This window comes from Thioalkalivibrio sp. ALJ1, from assembly GCF_000745395.1.
Taxonomy (GTDB): domain Bacteria; phylum Pseudomonadota; class Gammaproteobacteria; order Ectothiorhodospirales; family Ectothiorhodospiraceae; genus Thioalkalivibrio.
The window spans coordinates 169045-186422 of the sequence record NZ_KN050684.1; the positions used below are offsets into that span (position 1 = coordinate 169045).

Genomic DNA, 17378 nt, shown 5'->3' on the forward strand with positions numbered 1-17378 from the left:
AAAAGCGGCCGAGCCCGCTCTTTCAATTACTTGTCGGGTTGGCGCCCCCTGTTCCCCGATCCTGCGTTGCGCCGCTTGCGGGTAGAACCACTACCCGCTGCACGACGCGCCTTGTCTCGGAAAACAGGGGACACCAACGCGGACGTGCGATTCAATCAGCGTCTCCCTAAGAGACGCCGTCCAGGAGGACTATTCCCACTCGATGGTGGCGGGGGGCTTTCCGGAGATGTCGTAGGTCACGCGTGAGATGCCGGGGATCTCGTTGATGATCCGGCGCGAGACGTGGTCGAGAAACTCGTACGGCAGGTGCGCCCAGCGCGCAGTCATGAAATCGATGGTCTCCACCGCGCGCAGCGCGACCACGTAATCATAACGCCGACCATCGCCCATCACCCCCACCGACTTCACCGGCAGGAATACGGCAAAGGCCTGCGAGGTCTTGTCGTACAGGTCGGCCTTGCGCAATTCCTCAATGAAGATTGCGTCCGCCCGGCGCAGCAGATCGGCGTATTCCTTTTTCACCGCGCCGAGGATGCGCACGCCCAACCCCGGTCCCGGGAACGGGTGGCGATAGACCATCTCGGTGGGCAGACCCAGCTCAACGCCGATCTTGCGGACCTCGTCCTTGAACAGCTCGCGCAGCGGTTCGACCAGTCCCAGCTTCATGTTCTCCGGCAGCCCGCCCACGTTGTGATGCGACTTGATCACGTGCGCCTTGCCGGTCTTGGAGTCGGCCGACTCGATCACGTCCGGGTAGATCGTGCCCTGGGCCAGCCACTGCACGTTGTCGAGCTTTGCGGCCTCCTCGTCGAACACGTCGATGAACAGCCCGCCGATGATCTTGCGCTTCGCCTCCGGATCATCGATCCCGGCCAGCGCGCTCATGAAGCGGCCCTCGGCATCCACGCGGATCACCTTCACACCCATATGTCGGGCGAACGTCGCCATCACCTGGTCGCCCTCGCCCTCGCGCAGCAGGCCCGTGTCCACAAACACGCAGGTGAGCTGATCGCCGATCGCCTTGTGCAGCAGCGCCCCGACTACCGACGAGTCGACGCCGCCCGACAGGCCCAGGACCACGTGATCGCCCCCAACCTGTTCGCGCACTCGATCGGCCATGTCGGCGACGATGTTGTCCGCAGTCCACAGGGCCTCGCAGCCACAGATCTCGTGCAGGAAACGCTCGATGATGCGCTGGCCCTGGGTGGTATGCGTCACCTCCGGGTGGAACTGCACGCCGTAGAAGCCCCGGTCCGGGTCGGCCATGCCGGCGATCGGCGCCGACTCGGTGGAGGCCATCAGGCGAAAGCCCTTCGGCAGTTCGGTCACGTGGTCGCCGTGCGACATCCACACGTCGAGCAGCCCAAAGCCTTCCGACGTGGTGTGATCTTCGATATCGCGCAGTAACGGCGTGTGGCCGCGGGCGCGGACCTGGGCATAACCGAACTCGCGGCGCTCGGAGGGCTCGACCCGCCCGCCCAGTTGCGCGGCCATGGTCTGCATCCCATAGCAGATGCCCAGTACCGGTACGCCTAGTTCGAAGACGGTGTCCTCGGCACGCGGCGGGTTGTCGATATTCACCGATTCGGGGCCTCCGGAGAGGATGATCGCAGTGGGATCGAAGGCGCGGATATCGTCCGCTGGCATGTCCCAGGCATGCACCTCGGAGTACACCCCGGCCTCGCGCACGCGACGGGCGATCAGCTGGGTGTACTGGGAACCAAAGTCCAGCACCAGAATACGGTGGGCGTGAAGATCCTGGGTCATGAGGTCATCCGGTTTCCCGGCCAGGGATGGCCGGGGTGCTTACGAGGACCGGGCAAGGCCCGGTCAGTCCATGCGGTAGTTCGGGGCTTCCTTGGTGATCGAGACGTCGTGCACGTGGCTCTCGCGCATCCCGGCCGCAGTCACTCGCACGAAGTGCGGCTTGGTCCGCATCTCCTCGATGTTATGCGCGCCGACATAGCCCATGGACGAACGCAGCCCGCCCATCAGCTGGTAGATGATCGCAACGATCGAACCCTTGTACGGCACCCGGCCCTCGATGCCCTCAGGCACGAACTTGTCGGCCGAGCTGTTCGGGTCCTGAAAATAGCGATCCGAGGAGCCCTGCTGCATCGCACCCAGCGAACCCATACCGCGGTAGATCTTGTAGGAACGGCCTTGGTACAACTCGACCTCGCCCGGAGCTTCCTCGGTGCCGGCGAACATCGAACCCAGCATCACGCAGTTGGCACCCGCAGCGATGGCCTTGGCCAGATCACCCGAGAAACGCACACCGCCGTCGGCGATCATCGGCACGCCGGTCCCCTCAAGCGCCGCGGAGACATCGGAGATCGCGGTGATCTGCGGCACTCCAACCCCGGCCACGATGCGGGTGGTGCAGATCGAACCCGGCCCGATCCCGACCTTTACCCCATCGGCCCCGGCCGCAACCAGTGCCTTCGCGGCAGCCGCCGTGGCGATATTGCCACCGATCACCTGCACGTCCGGATAGTGTTTTTTCACCCAGGCCACGCGATCCAGTACGCCCTGGGAATGTCCGTGCGCGGTATCCACCACCAGCACGTCCACGCCAGCCTCGACCAGCGCGGCCACCCGTTCGTCCGTGCCATCACCCACGCCTACCGCGGCACCCACACGCAGGCGGCCACGTTCGTCCTTGGAGGCGTTCGGGTGCTCGGTAGACTTTTGGATGTCCTTCACGGTAATCATGCCGCGCAGCTGGAAGTCATCGTTCACCACCAGCACCTTCTCGATGCGGTGCTTATGCAGCAGCTCCAGCACATGCTGGCGGTCGGCGCCCTCGGGCACGGTGACCAGGCGCTCGCGCGGGGTCATAATCTCGGAGACCGGGGCGTTCATGCGGGTCTCGAAGCGCAGATCGCGCGAGGTGACGATGCCCATCAGATCGTTACCCGAGACGATCGGCACGCCGGAGATATGATTGGCCTCGGTCAGCGCGACCACCTCACCAATACTGGCCTCGGGGCCGATGGTGATCGGCTCGCTGATCACGCCGCTTTCGTATTTCTTGACCTGTCGGACCTCAGCGGCCTGGGCCTCGACCGACATGTTCTTGTGGACGACGCCAAGCCCACCCTCCTGGGCCATCGCGATCGCCAGATTGGCTTCAGTGACCGTGTCCATCGCCGCAGACACCACCGGAGCGGAAAGCTTGATCTCGCGGGTGATCTTCGTGGTCAGATCAACATCACGCGGAACGACATTCGAATGTCCCGGGATCAGCAGCACATCATCGAACGTAAGGGCTTCACCGAGTATCCGCATGCACCACTCCAGGCCAGGCCCACCGGGACCGATAGAGGGAGGAGACCCGGAGGCAGATAAATAGCCCTTCAGTATAGAATTTGGGCCCTTCCGGGACAAGCACAATCGCGCCGGCGCGGGTCAAACACAGACGCCCGCACGGTACCCTGATACGATGCAGATCCACCCCGAGCCCTTCGCCAGGCGAGTATCCATGCCCGAGCGCGTGCCCCCGGCCCGCATCACACGTCGCCGTATGCTGGCCCTGTTGCTGGTCCCTGGTCTGGGGCTGGTCAGCCCCGCCAGCGCGCGTGCCGACTGGTGGCGCTTCGGCCAGGACATGTTCATGTCCTTGATCACCCGGCGACCCGACCTGTCTGGGCTCTCCACCGCGGAGTTGATTGAAGCGGTGCACGAGGCCCTGGTCATCGCGACCCATGCGGCCTCCGAGACGCTGAGCCGGCGCAACGGCTTCTATGGCAACCCGGATGTCCGTATCCCCCTGCCCGAGGTGCTGGCGACGACGCGGCGATCGCTCGGACGCCTGGGGATGGCCGCCCCGCTGGGCGCCCTGGAGGAACGCATGAGCCGCGCGGCCGAAGATGCCGCCTGGGAGGCGAGGGAGCCCTTCATCCGGGCCATCTTCGCGCTGGATCTTGAGGATGCCCGCAGCATCCTGCTCGGCCCCGAGGACGCAGCCACCCGGTACCTCGAACAGGAGATGCGCCCCCGCCTGACCGAGGCCATGCGCCCGGCGGTGGAAAACAGTCTGGGCACCGTCGACGCCCTGAGCACCTACGGCGAGATCGAGTCCCAGATGCGTGACATTCCATTCCTGGCCAATGTCCGTCTGGATCTGGTCGGCCACGTCCTGGAACACACCATGGACGGGCTGTTCCACGCCCTCTCGGAAGAAGAGGCGCGCCTGCGCGTCGACCCGTTCGGACGTGGCACCGACGTCTTCCAGCGCGTCTTCAGCCGCTTGTAACCGCGAGGCCCGCATGAGCGATAGCGATAGCCCCCCAGTCTTTTCGGTTACCGAACTCAACCAGTGTGCGGATGGGCTGCTGCGTGATGGTCTCGGTCTGGTGCGCGTGGAAGGCGAGGTCTCCAACCTGCGCCAGTACGCCTCCGGGCACCAGTACTTCTCGCTGAAGGACGAGAACGCCTCGGTGAACTGCGTGCTGTTCCGTGGCAAGGCCCGCCAGGCCGCACGCTTCGCCGACGGCGACGCAGTACAGATCCGGGGACGTGCCGGGATCTATGGCGCGCGCGGACAGTTCCAGATCATCGTCGAAGCCCTGCAACCGGCCGGCGAGGGGCGCCTGCTGGCGGCCTTCCAGCGGCTCAAGGAGAAACTCGCCGCCGAGGGCCTGTTCGACGCCGAGCGCAAGCAGCCGCTGCCCGCCTGGACCCACCGTCTGGGCGTGATCACCTCCACCCAGGGCGACGTGCGCCACGACATCGAGCGCACCCTGGCCAGGCGTTTCCCGCTGTTGCTGCCGGTCACGCTCTATCCCACCGCCGTCCAGGGCCAGCAGGCCGCCGGTCAAATCGTCGCGGCGCTAGAACAGGCGGCGGCCGAGGGCCGGGTCGACGTGGTCATCCTCGCCCGTGGCGGTGGCTCGCTGGAGGACCTGCAGGCCTTCAACGAGGAAAGTGTCGCGCGCGCCATCGCCGCCTGCCCGATCCCGGTCGTGACCGGCGTCGGGCACGAGACCGACACCACCATCGCCGACTTCGTCGCCGATCTGCGCGCCTCCACGCCCACCGCCGCGGCGGAGGCCGTCAGTCCGGATGCCGCAACCCTGCGCCACCAACTGGCGCGGGCCCGGGAACGCCTGACCGGCCTGCTGGGCCAGCACATCGCGCGTCACCAGCAGACCCTGATCGCATTACACACCCGCCTGGAGCGCCGCCACCCGCGTCAGCTCCTGGAACGCGACGCACAACGTCTGGACGACCAGCGCGAACGCATGAACCGCGCCTGGTCGCGCATGTACGAACGCGCCCAGGCACGGCTGCAACGCGCCCAGTTGCGCCTGGCCGGGGCCTCGCCCGGAAATCGCCTGGCCTCTGCCCACATGCGCCTGGACCACCTGCGCCAACGCCTTGCCCGCGTGCGCCCCGACCACGACATCGCACAACGCCGCGACACCCTGGCCCGCCTGCATCGCCAGCTCGAAACGGCCACCCGCCAGGCCCTGGCCACCCGCCAGCGACAACTGGACGCCAGCGCCCGCCAGTTGCGTTCACTGGACCCGGAAGCGGTACTGGAGCGGGGCTACGCGATCCTGCAGACCACACAGGGCGACGTCCTGCGCCGCGCGGAACAAACCGCCAGCGGCGAGCACCTGCGCGCCCGCCTTGCCCGCGGCCGCCTGGACCTCGACGTGACCGCCACCCACTGCGACGACTGAAGCACTCGACCTCCTGATCCTTAACCACAAAGGGCGCCGAGACAATCGCGTGTAACAGGAAGACGGGAAGCGTGCGAAGGGATCAGGAGGAGCGGCGCAGGGTCGGCCGCTACAAGCCCAGCCCCGCCGGGAATCCGGATATCTGTTCAGCATCTCCAAACGCCGTAGGAGCGTGCTTGCACGCGAAGCCCCTGCCAGAGTCGGACGCGGGCAGGGGCTTCGCCTGCAAGCAGGCTCCCACAACCGTGGTTCAACAGACCCGCGCAGGACAGCGGTAACCGGCGTCGATCAGGGGAGCAGGACGAGGTTGTCTCGGTGGATCAGCTCCGGCTCCAGCAAATAACCGAGCTCGGCCTCGATGCGATCGGCGCGCTGTCCACGGATGCGCTGAACCTCGCTAGCCGCGTAATTCGTCAGCCCGCGCGCAACGGCCACACCCTCCGGGTCCACGCAGGTGACCATCTCGCCACGGCGGAAATCACCCTCGACACCGACCACCCCCACCGGCAGCAGGCTGCTGCCCGATTCGCGCAGCACACGGACGGCGCCGGCATCCAGCTGCAGCTGGCCACGCGAGTGCAACTGATCCGCCAACCAGCGTTTGCGCGCCGCCAGGGGTTCACGGTCCGGCTTCAGCCAGGTGCCCAGCGGCGCACCCTTGAGCACCCGCCCCATCACCTGCGCCTCGCGGCCGGAGGCAATCACGGTATGCGTGCCGGAGCGTGCCGCCCGCTCGGCCGCCAGTAGCTTGGTCGCCATCCCACCCCGACCCAGACGGCCAAAATCGGCGGCGACGTAGCGGTGCAGCTCCGCATCCGAGGCGCGCCCCTCCTGGATCAGCTGGGCATCGGCGTGTTTGCGGGGATCGCGATCGAACAGGCCATCCTGGTCGGTCAGGATGAGGAGCAAATCGGCCACTACCAGGTTGGCGACCAGGGCCGCCAAGGTGTCGTTGTCGCCGAGACGGATTTCCTCGTAGGCAACCGTGTCGTTCTCGTTGACTACCGGAATCGTGCCCATCTCCAACAAGGCCTGGATGGTGCTCCGGGCATTCAGGTAGCGGGACCGATCGGCCAAATCATCGTGGGTCAGCAGGACCTGGGCGGCGTGCAGGTCGTGGCTGGCAAACTCGCGCTCGTAGGCCTGGATCAGGCCCATCTGACCGACGGCCGCCGCGGCCTGCACGCGATGGAGCTGATGCGGCCGCTCGGTCATACCCAGCCGCCGCATCCCTTCGGCCACCGCGCCGCTGGAGACCAGGATCACTTCCAGGCCACGGCGGCGCAGGGCCGCAATCTGGTGCGCCCAGGACTCCAGGGCCGGACGATCCAGCCCGGCCCCGTCGGCCGTGATCAACGCACTGCCGATCTTGATCACGACCCGCCGGATGGCCGGCAGCGCACGCGCGGTAGCGGCCGCGTCTACCACGACGTATCCTCCGGCTTGGCAGCCGCATTGCGGCGAGAGGCCTCGGCCGCGGCTTGCGCCGTCTCTTCGATGTGGCGCATCACGGCTTGCAGCAGGGCATCGACACCCTCGCCCGTCGCGGCCGAGATGGTGAACACTGGGTGCTCCTCGCCCTGATCCGCGCGCACACGCTCGACCAGGGCGGCGAGATCCTCGGCGTCCAGCAATTCCTGCTTGTTCAACACCACCCATCGCGGGAGCGCGGCCAGGTCGTCACTATGGCGTTCCAGCTCGGTGATCGCGGTGCGCAGATCCACCAGCGGATCCGCCTCGGGGTCCGGCGGGGCCACATCCACCACGTGCAACAACAAGCGGGTGCGCGCCAGATGCTTGAGGAAGCGCGTGCCCAGGCCCGCCCCTTCGGCCGCGCCCTCGATCAACCCGGGGATATCAGCAATCACAAAGCTCTGATTAATCCCGATGCGCACCACGCCGAGCTGTGGGATCAAGGTCGTAAACGGGTAATCGGCGATCTTCGGGCGCGCCGCGGAGGCACGCGCCAGCAACGTGGACTTACCGGCATTCGGCAAACCCAGCAGACCCACATCGGCCAGCACCATCAGTTCCAGGGACAACTTGCGCAGCTCGCCCGGCGTACCCGGCTTGCTCTGACGCGGCGCCTGGTTGGTGGAGGACTTATACCGGGTGTTGCCAAGCCCGTGGAAACCACCCTGAGCCACCAGCAGGCGCTGACCCTCATGGGTGACATCGCCCAGGATTTCGTCGGTCTCGGCATCGCGTACCTGGGTACCGACCGGCACCGCAATCTCCAGATCCTCGCCCGAGGCCCCGGTGCGCTGACGGCCCATGCCGTTCTCGCCGCGCTCGGCGTCAAACCGGCGCTGATAGCGGAAGTCGGCCAGGGTGTTCAGACCCTCGTCACCGACCAGCCACACGGAGCCGCCATCGCCGCCGTCACCCCCATCGGGCCCGCCAAACGGGATGTACTTCTCGCGGCGGAAGCTGACACAGCCATTGCCGCCGTCGCCGGCCTTTACCGTAATGGTGGCTTCGTCGATGAACTTCATTGCTTGCTTCCCGCAGTACAGAACAAAAAAAGCCCCGTCGAACGGGGCTTTTCGCGAACGCTTCGCTGACCGGCCGGCTTACTGCTGCGGCTGGATACTCACGAAACGGCGGTTGTGACGACCGCCCACCTTGAAGACGACCTGGCCGTCGACCTTGGCGAACAGCGTATGGTCCTTGCCACAACCCACGCCCTCGCCGGGATGATACTGCGTCCCGCGCTGACGAACGAGGATATTGCCGGCGCGCACGACCTGACCGCCGAAGCGCTTCACGCCAAGGCGTTTGCTCTCGGAATCGCGCCCGTTGCGGGTACTGCCGCCTGCCTTTTTATGTGCCATGGTTCAGCTCTCCTGAATGCCTGCGGGCGATCAGCCGGCGATGCCGGTGATGCGCACGGTGGTGTAATGCTGGCGGTGTCCCATCTGCTTCTGGGAGTGCTTGCGCCGCCGGAATTTCATGATGTGAATCTTCTTCGCGCGGCCATGGTCTTCGACCTTGGCGGTGACCTTGCCACCGTCCACCAGCGGGGCCCCGACGCGGACATCATCACCCGCACCGACCATCAGCACCTGGTCGAATTCGACCTCGGAGCCGGCCTCGGCGTCGAGCTTTTCGATGCGAAGCACGTCGCCTTCGGCGACGCGATATTGTTTACCACCTGTTGCGATGATCGCGTACATTTCCCTGGGACTCCGTTGCGATACCTTGTGTGGACCAGCCGACTGGGAGCTGGTCTCGCGAAAGGGCGGAAATGCTAGCAGCGCTTCCCTCTCGGGTCAATCTTTACGCGCAACCCAAACGGGATGCCCCGGCGCCCGCGGGGCGGCAAAGCGGACCTGCACGGGATACGGGCGCTCCGCCCCGACGCGCGAACTTGTACACTGACCGACCTTTCCCTAGTGTAGTGCGCCGCCCCACCGGGTGCCTACAGAGCCACTCCCGACGACCTCACGAGCCTGCTTGCCTGACCCCATGCCCATCGATTCGATCCGAGAACTGGCGGCCGACGACATGCAGGCCGTCGACCAGTGCATACGCGAACGGCTGAGCTCGCCGGTAGTGCTGATCAACCAGCTCGGGCATTACATCATCCATTCCGGCGGCAAGCGCCTGCGCCCCCTGCTGGCCACATTGTCGGCGCGGGCCTGCCATGTGCAGGGCCAGGACCCGGTGACGCTTGCGGCGGTGGTGGAATTCATCCACACCGCAACCTTGCTGCACGACGACGTCGTGGATGCCTCCGAGCTGCGTCGCGGGAACGAGACCGCCAACCACATCTTCGGGAACGAGGCCGCGGTGCTGGTGGGTGACTTCCTCTACTCGCGCGCCTTCGAGATGATGGTCGAGGTCGGCTCCATGCGCGTGATGGAGATCCTCTCCCACGCGACCAACGTGATCGCCGAAGGCGAAGTGATGCAGCTGATGAACTGCCACGACGCCGACGTGGACGAACAGCGCTACATGCACGTCATCCAGTCGAAGACCGCCAAGCTGTTCGAGGCCGCCTGCCAGCTGGGGGCCATCATGGGCGAGCGCCCGGAGGCCGACGAACAGGCGCTGGCCCGCTACGGCATGCACCTGGGCACCGCTTTCCAGCTGATCGATGATGTCCTCGACTACTCCTCCGACGACGAGGTGACCGGCAAGCGCATGGGCGACGACCTTGCCGAGGGCAAACCGACCCTGCCTCTGATCCATGCACTGCGCATGGGCACACCCGATCAGCAGAGAATCGTGCGTCAGGCGATCGAGAATGGCGGCCGCGAACAGGTCGAGCCGGTCCTGCAGGTGGTGCACGACACCAACAGCCTGAACTACACTCGCTCCCGCGCCGAGGCCGAGACCGAGGCGGCGATCGAGGCCATCCGCACCCTGCCCGACTCGCCCCACCGACAGGCACTGATCGATCTGGCCCGCTTCGCAGTCGGACGTAACCATTAGGTGAGGAGACCCGCGACTCAGCCAGCGCCTCCCTTGACGACGAGGGCTCGCATTCCAAATTTTTGGCCGCCCGAGGCATGGACACATCCTCGGAGGCTCGGCATAATAACGGGCTCGGTTCGGAGTGTAGCTCAGCTTGGTAGAGCACTGCCTTCGGGAGGCAGGGGTCGAAGGTTCGAATCCTTTCACTCCGACCAATCTTCTTCTTGACCCTGGTGTTCCGGCCTGTGGCCCGGCTTGAAAAGCCCGCCCCGGAGACGGCCAGGTCCCGATCACGCTCAGGTCCTGCGGACACGTCCATGACCGCCAATTCCCAGGCCGTTCGCGGCACTCTCTACATCATTTCCGCGCCGTCGGGTGCCGGCAAGACGAGCCTGGTAGCGGCCCTGCTGGAATCCGAGCGGGCGGTCGAGGTCTCGGTCTCGCACACCACGCGCAAGCCGCGAGACAGCGAGGTCGACGGAGAGCACTACCACTTCGTCAGCGCAGAGACCTTCCTTGGAATGATCGAGGACGGCCAGCTCCTGGAGCACGCCAAGGTCTTCGACAATTTCTACGGCACCTCTCGCGGCAGCGTCGAAGAACGCCTGGAGGCCGGTGTCGACGTAATCCTGGAGATCGACTGGCAGGGCGCGCGCCAGGTGCGCGCCGCCGTGCCGGATGCCCACTCCATCTTCATCCTGCCACCCTCGCGCGACGAGCTGGAGCGCCGCCTGCGCGGCCGCGGACAGGATGCGGAAGACGTGATCCAGCGCCGCCTGCGCGACGCCGAATCCGACTGCACGCACTTTCGCGAGTACGACTACACCGTGGTCAACGAGGATTTCGACCAGGCCGTGCGCGATCTCGCCAGTATCTTTCGCGCCAACCGCCTGCGCACCGTGGAACAGGAGATCCGATCCGCATCCACGATAGGGAATCTGTTGGCGGGGGCGCCGGGGTCGGCGTAACATGCAGACGTGGGGTGCTTTCCCTACACGAGTTTCAACGATTTACTGACCGGAGTATCCGATGGCACGCGTCACCGTCGAGGACTGCCTCGAAAATGTCGAAAACCGTTTCCAACTGGTGCTGATGGCTGCCCGTCGGGCCCGTCACATCGCCCACGGGAAGGAAGCTCGCGTCCCCGAGGACAATGACAAGCCCACGGTGATCGCCCTGCGCGAAATCGCCGCCGGCGTGGTCGGTACCGAAGTGTTCGACGAACACGACGAACGGCCCCAGAACCAGATGCTGGACTTCAGCACGATCCGCCATCTGGAACAGCTGGAAGCCGACGAACGGTAGGAGCTCCCCTTTATGGCCGCTGGCGAGCCAGTTGCTCCCGGGGCCACCAGTACGCCCCGGGGGGACTCGACCCGATTCCTGATTAGCGATTTGTGCTCCGAGCTCGAGGCCTACCTCGAGCCGGGCGAGGTCGAGGAGGTTTATCGCGCCTACCTCCTGGGTGCGGAATCCCACGAAGGCCAGACCCGCAAGACCGGGGAACCCTACATCTATCACCCGCTCGCCGTGGCCCGCACCATGGCCGAGATGCGGATGGACCATCAGGCGATCAGCGCCGCCATCCTGCACGACGTAATGGAGGACACGGCCACCAGCAAGGACCGCATCCACGCCGAGTTTGGCGAAGAGGTCGCGGAGCTGGTCGATGGCGTCTCCAAACTGACCCACCTGCAGTTCCAGTCCAAGGCCGAGGCCCAGGCCGAAAACTTCCGCAAGATGATGCTGGCGATCACCCGCGATATCCGGGTGATCCTGATCAAGCTCGCCGATCGCCTCCACAACATGCGCACCCTGGGCGTGATGCGGCCGGACAAGCGCCGCCGCATCGCGAAGGAAACGCTGGAGATCTACGCCCCGATTGCCCAGCGTCTGGGCATGAATGCCATGCGCCGCGAGCTGGAAGAGCTCGGCTTTTCGGCCAAACATCCGTGGCGCGCCGCGGTGCTGGAACGCGCGGTCCACCGCGCCGGGGGCAACCGCCGCGAACCCATGCGCAATATCGAGCAGGCGATCTGCTCGCGGATGGAGACCGCAGGGATCGTCGGGCGCATCTCGGGCCGCGAGAAGAGCCTGTACAGCATCTACCGCAAGATGCGCGACAAGCGCCACTCCTTCGAAGAGGTGTTCGACGTCTTCGCCATTCGCATCATCGTGGACGACATCGACACCTGCTACCGCTCTCTGGGGCTGGTGCACAACCTCTACAAACCGGTCCCGGGACGCTTCAAGGACTACATTGCGATCCCCAAGTCCAACGGCTACCAGTCCCTGCATACCATCCTGTTCGGGCCACAGGGCATTCCCATCGAGATCCAGATCCGCTCCACCGAGATGGACCGCGTAGCCGAAAGCGGCATCGCCGCACACTGGCAGTACAAGGCCGGCAGTGAGTCCTCGCGTACCGCGCAGAGCCGTGCACGCGACTGGTTGAAGGACGTACTGGAGATCCAGAACAGCGTCGGCAACTCCATCGAATTCCTGGAGAACGTGAAGGTCGACCTGTTCCCCGACGAGGTCTACACCTTTACCCCCGGCGGCGACATTCTGGTCCTTCCGCGCGACGCGACCCCGATCGACTTCGCCTATGCCGTGCACTCGGACGTCGGCAACCGCTGCGTGGCCGCCAAGATCGACCGCCAGCTCGCCCCACTGTCCGTACGCCTGCAAAGCGGCCAGACCGTCGAGATCGTCACTTCCCCCGGAGCCCGCCCCAATCCGGCCTGGCTGTCGTTCGTGGTCACCGGAAAGGCCCGCACCGGCATCCGCCATTGCCTGAAATCCATGCAATCGGAGGAGGCGCGCACGCTCGGCGAGCGTCTGCTGGAGAAGGCCCTGGAGACCCTGGACAGCCACCTGTCGCATATCTCGCCAGCGCGGCTGGACCAGATGCTGGACGCGATGCAGCTGGAGGATCTGGATGCACTGCTGATCGATATCGGCCTGGGGAATCGCATGGCGACGCTGGTTGCCCGCCAGATGGTCGGCAAGGACAGTCCGGAACCGGATACCACGGCGGCCACGACCACCCTTGCAGTCAAGGGCACGGAAGGTCTGGTGCTGAGTTACGCGCGCTGCTGCCACCCCATCCCCGGTGATCCCATCATCGGCCAGCTAAGCGCCGGACGCGGGCTGGTGGTACATCGCGAGAATTGCCGCAATGTGCTGCACGAGAGCCGCGAGCGCAGCGATCGAACCATCGCGCTGGAGTGGTCGCACGAGCCGCAGCTCCAGTTCACCGCCGCGGTCCGCACCCGCACCGCTAACCGCCGCGGCGCGCTGGCCGACATGGCCGCGGTCATCGCCGACCACGGCTCCAACATCGAACACATCTCGTTCAACGAGCAGGACGGCCACTCCACCGCGATGACCTTCCTGCTGACCGTAAGCGACCGTCAGCACCTGGCGCAGATTATGCGCGGCCTGCGACGCCTGCCCGACGTTCTCCGCATCTCCCGCCAGCGCGGCTGACCCGCGGCTGGCGGTCCGATCCGCCAGTCGGTGCACGGCCTTCTTGCAGGAGCCCCGGACGCGGGGGAAGATCGGGAAATGATCCTCGACATCCTCAAGGAAACGCTGGGCGTCGCACTCACCGCGGCGCCCTGGCTATTGCTGGGCCTGTTGGCCGCAGGTGCGGTCAAGGCGCTGATGCCGGAGACAGTCCTGCAGCGCTGGCTCGGCGGTTCCGGCCTGGCCGCCACCGCGCGCGCCGCGATGATCGGTGCGCCGTTGCCGCTTTGCTCCTGCGGTGCCATCCCTACCGCGCTGGCCCTGCACCGCGGCGGCGCCGGACGCGGGCCCACCACCGCCTTCCTGATTGGCACCCCCGGCGTAGGCGTGGACTCGCTCGCGATCAGCTACGCCTTACTGGGCCCACTGATGGCCGTGACCCGCGCCCTGGGCGCCATCGTCACCGCTATCACTACGGGTCTTCTGGTCGGGCGCACCCGCGCCGAATCACACGCCCCGGACACAACCGAGGTCGCGCCGGACAACGGCGGCGGTTGTTGCGGGACCGACGACCGGTGCACCCCACCCACAACGCCGGACCGCCTCCCCGCGCGCCTGGCCGCCGGGCTCCACTACGCCTTTCGCGATGTCCTCGACGACATCCGCCTGTGGCTGGTGATCGGCCTGCTGGTCGCCGGCGCCCTGCTCACCCTGGTCCCACCCGCCACACTGGCGGCCTGGGGTTCGGGCCTGCCGGCGATGCTGATGATGGCAATCATCGGCATCCCGATGTACCTCTGCGCGACCGCGGCAACGCCCATCGCCGTGGGTCTGATCGCGGCCGGGGTCTCGCCCGGCACGGTGCTGGTATTCCTTCTGGCCGCGCCGATCACCAGCCTGGCGACCCTGGGCGTGTTCCGCCGCGAACTCGGCACCCCGGCCCTGATCCTCTATCTGACCGGTATCGCGGTCACCACCATCGCACTGGGCCTGGCCCTGGATGCCGGGCTGGCCCGCACCGGGGTGGACGTCGCTACCCAGATGGGGACCGCCGGCGAGCTGCTGCCCGCCTGGCTCGAGTGGACCGCCCTGAGCGTTCTGGTCGTGCTGGCCACACCGATCCTGCGGGGCCCGCTGAACCGCCTGATGCCTCGTCCAAACCCCGGGAGTACATGAATGTCCAACCGTTCCATCGGACTCGACGAGCCGCTTTATCGCTATCTGCTGGACCACTCGCTGCGCGAACCGGCCCTGCTGACTGAACTGCGCAATGAGACCGCGGCCCTGCCCGAGGCAAACATGCAGATCGCCCCGGAACAGGGGCAATATATGGCCCTACTGGCAAAGCTGATGGGTGCGCGGCGCTACCTGGAGATCGGCACCTTCACCGGCTACAGCGCCCTGGCCATCGCCCTGGCCCTGCCGGAGGACGGCGAGATCGTGACCCTGGACAAGAGTGCGGAATGGACCGCCACCGCACGCCGCTATTGGGAACGCGCGGGTGTCGCGGGGCGCATCCGACTCGAACAGGGCGAAGCCCGGGACTCACTACAAGCGCTGGAGGCCGCCGGCGAGGCCGGCACCTTCGACCTGGCCTTCATCGACGCGGACAAGACCGGCTATCCGGGGTATTTCGAACACTGCCTGCGCCTGGTGCGCCCAGGCGGCCTGATCTTGGTCGACAACACCCTGTGGTACGGCACGGTCGCCAACCCCGACGACACCCGCACCGACACGCTCGCGATCCGCGCCTTCAACGAGGCCCTGCACCATGACGATCGCATCGACCTCTCGCTCACCCCCATCGGCGACGGCCTGACCCTTGCCCGCCGCCGCTGAACCCGACGCGGCTCTGGATTCACCACGGAGGACACAGAGAACACGGAGAAGGGACCGTCCAAGGTCAAGGTCAAGGTCAAGGACGATCTACAGGAAGACGCGAAGATTGGAAGATGAAATGGCCAGCCCAGGGACCACCAACGCATTGCTCATTCAGAATTTCTTCCCGTCTTCCCATCTTCCTGTGAATCGCTTTCTTGGGCTCGAAGATTGCCAAGGGCCTCGGGAAACATTACAGGCAGAGGCCGCTTTCGGCGAGGCCGCGGCGACAGATGGCGCGACGCTCCACCGCGCGCACCACCCAGCCCGCCTCCTTCTCCTCCAGTTCCAGGCGGAATTCGTAGGCCTCGACGGCATCATCACGCAGCCCGGTCAGGCGGACCTCCGCGCGTTCCGGCCGCGGCTGGTCGATCTCCAGCCCCGCGTAATCGACGGCCAGGCCGGATTTCCAGCCACTGGCCGCGAACCACTCCATCACTGCTGCACCCGGCATCACCATCGGCTCGAGCGATGGCACCGCCTGGGCCTCGAAGGCTGTCGGCGCGGGTTCCCATCCCTCGGGCAGCCCCGCGGACGCGCCGTCATCATCCGGATCCGGGGTCGACGTAGCGCAACCCGCCAGAAGCAGCGCCAGCACACCCCCTGCAACCTGCCTTCTCCAGTACATCACGTGGACTGCCTCGCAAATGATCCTCTCCCGGGAAACATACCGGACCGCGAAACGTCCTACCATGAGAGATCAACATCATGGGTTTGCCGCCCCGCGGCACCTCGGAGGAACCGACATGAACCTGCTCGAACTGCGCCCCATCCTGCTCGCCGGGCTGTGTGGTCTGATGCTGGCCGCAAGCCCCCTGTATGCCGCCGACCACGATACGCACGCGGGGGACGAACCCACGACCAGCGACGACGCAGATGCAGCGATGGACGACGATGCCACCGCCAGCGAGATGGAGGAGTTGCGCGAATCCTGGGCCGAGACCCGCGAGGAACTCCAGGAAGATGGTGCCGAGGCCGGCGAGGCCACGCGGTCGCGTACCCGCGAGACTCTGGACGCGATGGATCGCGAACTGGATCGCCTGGGCACCAACATCCGTGAGGGCTGGGATGATCTGAGTGATGCCACTCGCGAGCGCCGCGAACGCGCCTACGATGGCCTGGTCGAGGAACGCAACAACCTGGCCGAATGGTCAAGCGACATGCGCGACCGCTCCTCCAGTGCCTGGGGCGGCGTACGCGAAGGGGCCCGCGACGCCTGGGGCGGCATCCGCGACGGCTCGCGCAAGGCGTGGGGCTCGGTACGCGACTCGTTCCGTGGCAGTGACGAACCGGCCGGACAGGCCGAGGAACCGGACCTCCAGGACTGATGCAGCGACCCACTCACTGGCTGGGGGCCGCCATCGTCGTAGCCCTGGCATCCTCCGGGCTGATGGGCTGTGACGGCTTCGGTGCGGCAACGGGGGAGCCGGAACATCTCCAGCGCACGACCGATCCGGAGATCCTGCAGCGCGGGGAACGGCTCTACCAGCAGCACTGCATCGCCTGTCACGGGGAACAGCGTGAAGGGGCCGAGAACTGGCGTCAGCGAAATCCCGACGGCACACTCCCGCCGCCTCCGCTAGACGGCACTGCCCACACCTGGCATCACCCGTACTGGCAGCTAAAGGACATGATCCGCTATGGGGCCGAGGCGCGCGGCGGCGCAATGCCCAGCTTCGAGGACACTCTGTCGGAAGACGACGTCGAAGCCATCATCGCCTGGCTGCAATGGCACTGGCCGGATGAGATCTTCGAGGCCTGGCAGCGCTACGACCGCAATCACCCCACCCAGGAAGACTGGGAAGAGGCGATGGGCGAACCCTGGGTTACACACGGCGAACACGCCCGTTGATGCATCGGGCCCGCACCGACCGTACCATGCGCCCGGAATGACAGGCGGCTCATCTGCGTCCTGTCGAT

At 66.1% G+C, this 17378-nt stretch carries 17 protein-coding genes and 1 tRNA gene; 11 read left to right on the plus strand and 7 right to left on the minus strand.

Features of this window, described 5'->3' with window-relative positions:
• Positions 1-189: 189 nt before the first annotated feature.
• Positions 190-1767 carry a glutamine-hydrolyzing GMP synthase gene (gene guaA / locus F462_RS03135; protein ID WP_038051495.1) on the minus strand — a complete coding sequence of 526 codons (1578 nt, stop codon included), beginning with the start codon at positions 1765-1767 and terminating at the stop codon, positions 190-192.
• 63 nt (positions 1768-1830) lie between these two features.
• Positions 1831-3291 carry an IMP dehydrogenase gene (guaB, locus tag F462_RS03140; RefSeq protein WP_038051498.1) on the minus strand — a complete coding sequence of 487 codons (1461 nt, stop codon included), beginning with the start codon at positions 3289-3291 and terminating at the stop codon, positions 1831-1833.
• A gap of 193 nt (positions 3292-3484) precedes the next feature.
• Between guaB and F462_RS03145 the strand changes: the two genes are divergently transcribed.
• Positions 3485-4258 (plus strand): DUF4197 domain-containing protein, encoded by a 774-nt coding sequence (locus F462_RS03145; protein ID WP_038051500.1) that lies wholly within the window; start codon positions 3485-3487, stop codon positions 4256-4258.
• 13 nt (positions 4259-4271) lie between these two features.
• Positions 4272-5690 (plus strand): exodeoxyribonuclease VII large subunit, encoded by a 1419-nt coding sequence (gene xseA / locus F462_RS03150; protein WP_038051501.1) that lies wholly within the window; start codon positions 4272-4274, stop codon positions 5688-5690.
• Positions 5691-5978: 288 nt separating this feature from the next.
• Here the strand turns inward: xseA and proB are convergent, their stop codons facing one another.
• From proB to rplU, 4 genes are all read right to left on the minus strand, one after another.
• Positions 5979-7118: a glutamate 5-kinase gene (proB, locus tag F462_RS03155; RefSeq protein ID WP_018141882.1), complete on the minus strand. Its 1140-nt coding sequence runs from the start codon at positions 7116-7118 to the stop codon at positions 5979-5981.
• Positions 7112-8185, minus strand: coding sequence for an Obg family GTPase CgtA (cgtA, locus tag F462_RS03160; protein ID WP_018141883.1), 1074 nt, complete (start codon positions 8183-8185; stop codon positions 7112-7114). Before cgtA ends, proB begins: the two co-directional genes overlap by 7 nt.
• Before the next feature lie 78 nt (positions 8186-8263).
• Complete coding sequence (rpmA, locus tag F462_RS03165; RefSeq protein WP_018141884.1) at positions 8264-8524, minus strand: 50S ribosomal protein L27; 261 nt, start codon at positions 8522-8524, stop codon at positions 8264-8266.
• Positions 8525-8554: 30 nt separating this feature from the next.
• Positions 8555-8866 carry a 50S ribosomal protein L21 gene (gene rplU / locus F462_RS03170; protein ID WP_018141885.1) on the minus strand — a complete coding sequence of 104 codons (312 nt, stop codon included), beginning with the start codon at positions 8864-8866 and terminating at the stop codon, positions 8555-8557.
• 292 nt (positions 8867-9158) lie between these two features.
• On the opposite strand from rplU, the gene ispB reads away from it, so the two are divergent.
• The 7 genes from ispB to F462_RS03205 all read left to right on the plus strand — a co-directional run bounded on the left by ispB (position 9159) and on the right by F462_RS03205 (position 15419).
• Positions 9159-10127, plus strand: coding sequence for an octaprenyl diphosphate synthase (gene ispB, locus F462_RS03175; protein WP_038051503.1), 969 nt, complete (start codon positions 9159-9161; stop codon positions 10125-10127).
• Positions 10128-10247: 120 nt separating this feature from the next.
• Positions 10248-10324 (plus strand) — tRNA-Pro (locus F462_RS03180).
• A gap of 102 nt (positions 10325-10426) precedes the next feature.
• On the plus strand, positions 10427-11077 hold the full coding sequence (gmk, locus tag F462_RS03185; protein ID WP_018141887.1) for a guanylate kinase: 651 nt from the start codon (positions 10427-10429) through the stop codon (positions 11075-11077).
• Between the two features lie 61 nt (positions 11078-11138).
• Complete coding sequence (rpoZ, locus tag F462_RS03190; RefSeq protein WP_017941888.1) at positions 11139-11414, plus strand: DNA-directed RNA polymerase subunit omega; 276 nt, start codon at positions 11139-11141, stop codon at positions 11412-11414.
• A 12-nt stretch (positions 11415-11426) separates the two neighbouring features.
• Positions 11427-13601: a bifunctional GTP diphosphokinase/guanosine-3',5'-bis pyrophosphate 3'-pyrophosphohydrolase gene (spoT, locus tag F462_RS03195; RefSeq protein ID WP_038051505.1), complete on the plus strand. Its 2175-nt coding sequence runs from the start codon at positions 11427-11429 to the stop codon at positions 13599-13601.
• 78 nt (positions 13602-13679) lie between these two features.
• Positions 13680-14756, plus strand: a complete 1077-nt coding sequence (locus tag F462_RS03200; RefSeq protein ID WP_038051507.1) for an SO_0444 family Cu/Zn efflux transporter — start codon at positions 13680-13682, stop codon at positions 14754-14756.
• Positions 14757-15419, plus strand: a complete 663-nt coding sequence (locus F462_RS03205; RefSeq protein WP_038051510.1) for an O-methyltransferase — start codon at positions 14757-14759, stop codon at positions 15417-15419. It abuts the gene before it with no gap.
• 232 nt (positions 15420-15651) lie between these two features.
• Here the strand turns inward: F462_RS03205 and F462_RS14060 are convergent, their stop codons facing one another.
• Complete coding sequence (locus F462_RS14060) at positions 15652-16056, minus strand: hypothetical protein (protein WP_371180511.1); 405 nt, start codon at positions 16054-16056, stop codon at positions 15652-15654.
• Between the two features lie 148 nt (positions 16057-16204).
• On the opposite strand from F462_RS14060, the gene F462_RS03215 reads away from it, so the two are divergent.
• Complete coding sequence (locus F462_RS03215; RefSeq protein ID WP_038051512.1) at positions 16205-16786, plus strand: hypothetical protein; 582 nt, start codon at positions 16205-16207, stop codon at positions 16784-16786.
• Positions 16786-17310, plus strand: a complete 525-nt coding sequence (locus F462_RS03220) for a c-type cytochrome (protein ID WP_038051515.1) — start codon at positions 16786-16788, stop codon at positions 17308-17310. The genes F462_RS03215 and F462_RS03220 overlap by 1 nt, the downstream gene beginning before the upstream one ends.
• Positions 17311-17378 lie beyond the last annotated feature (68 nt).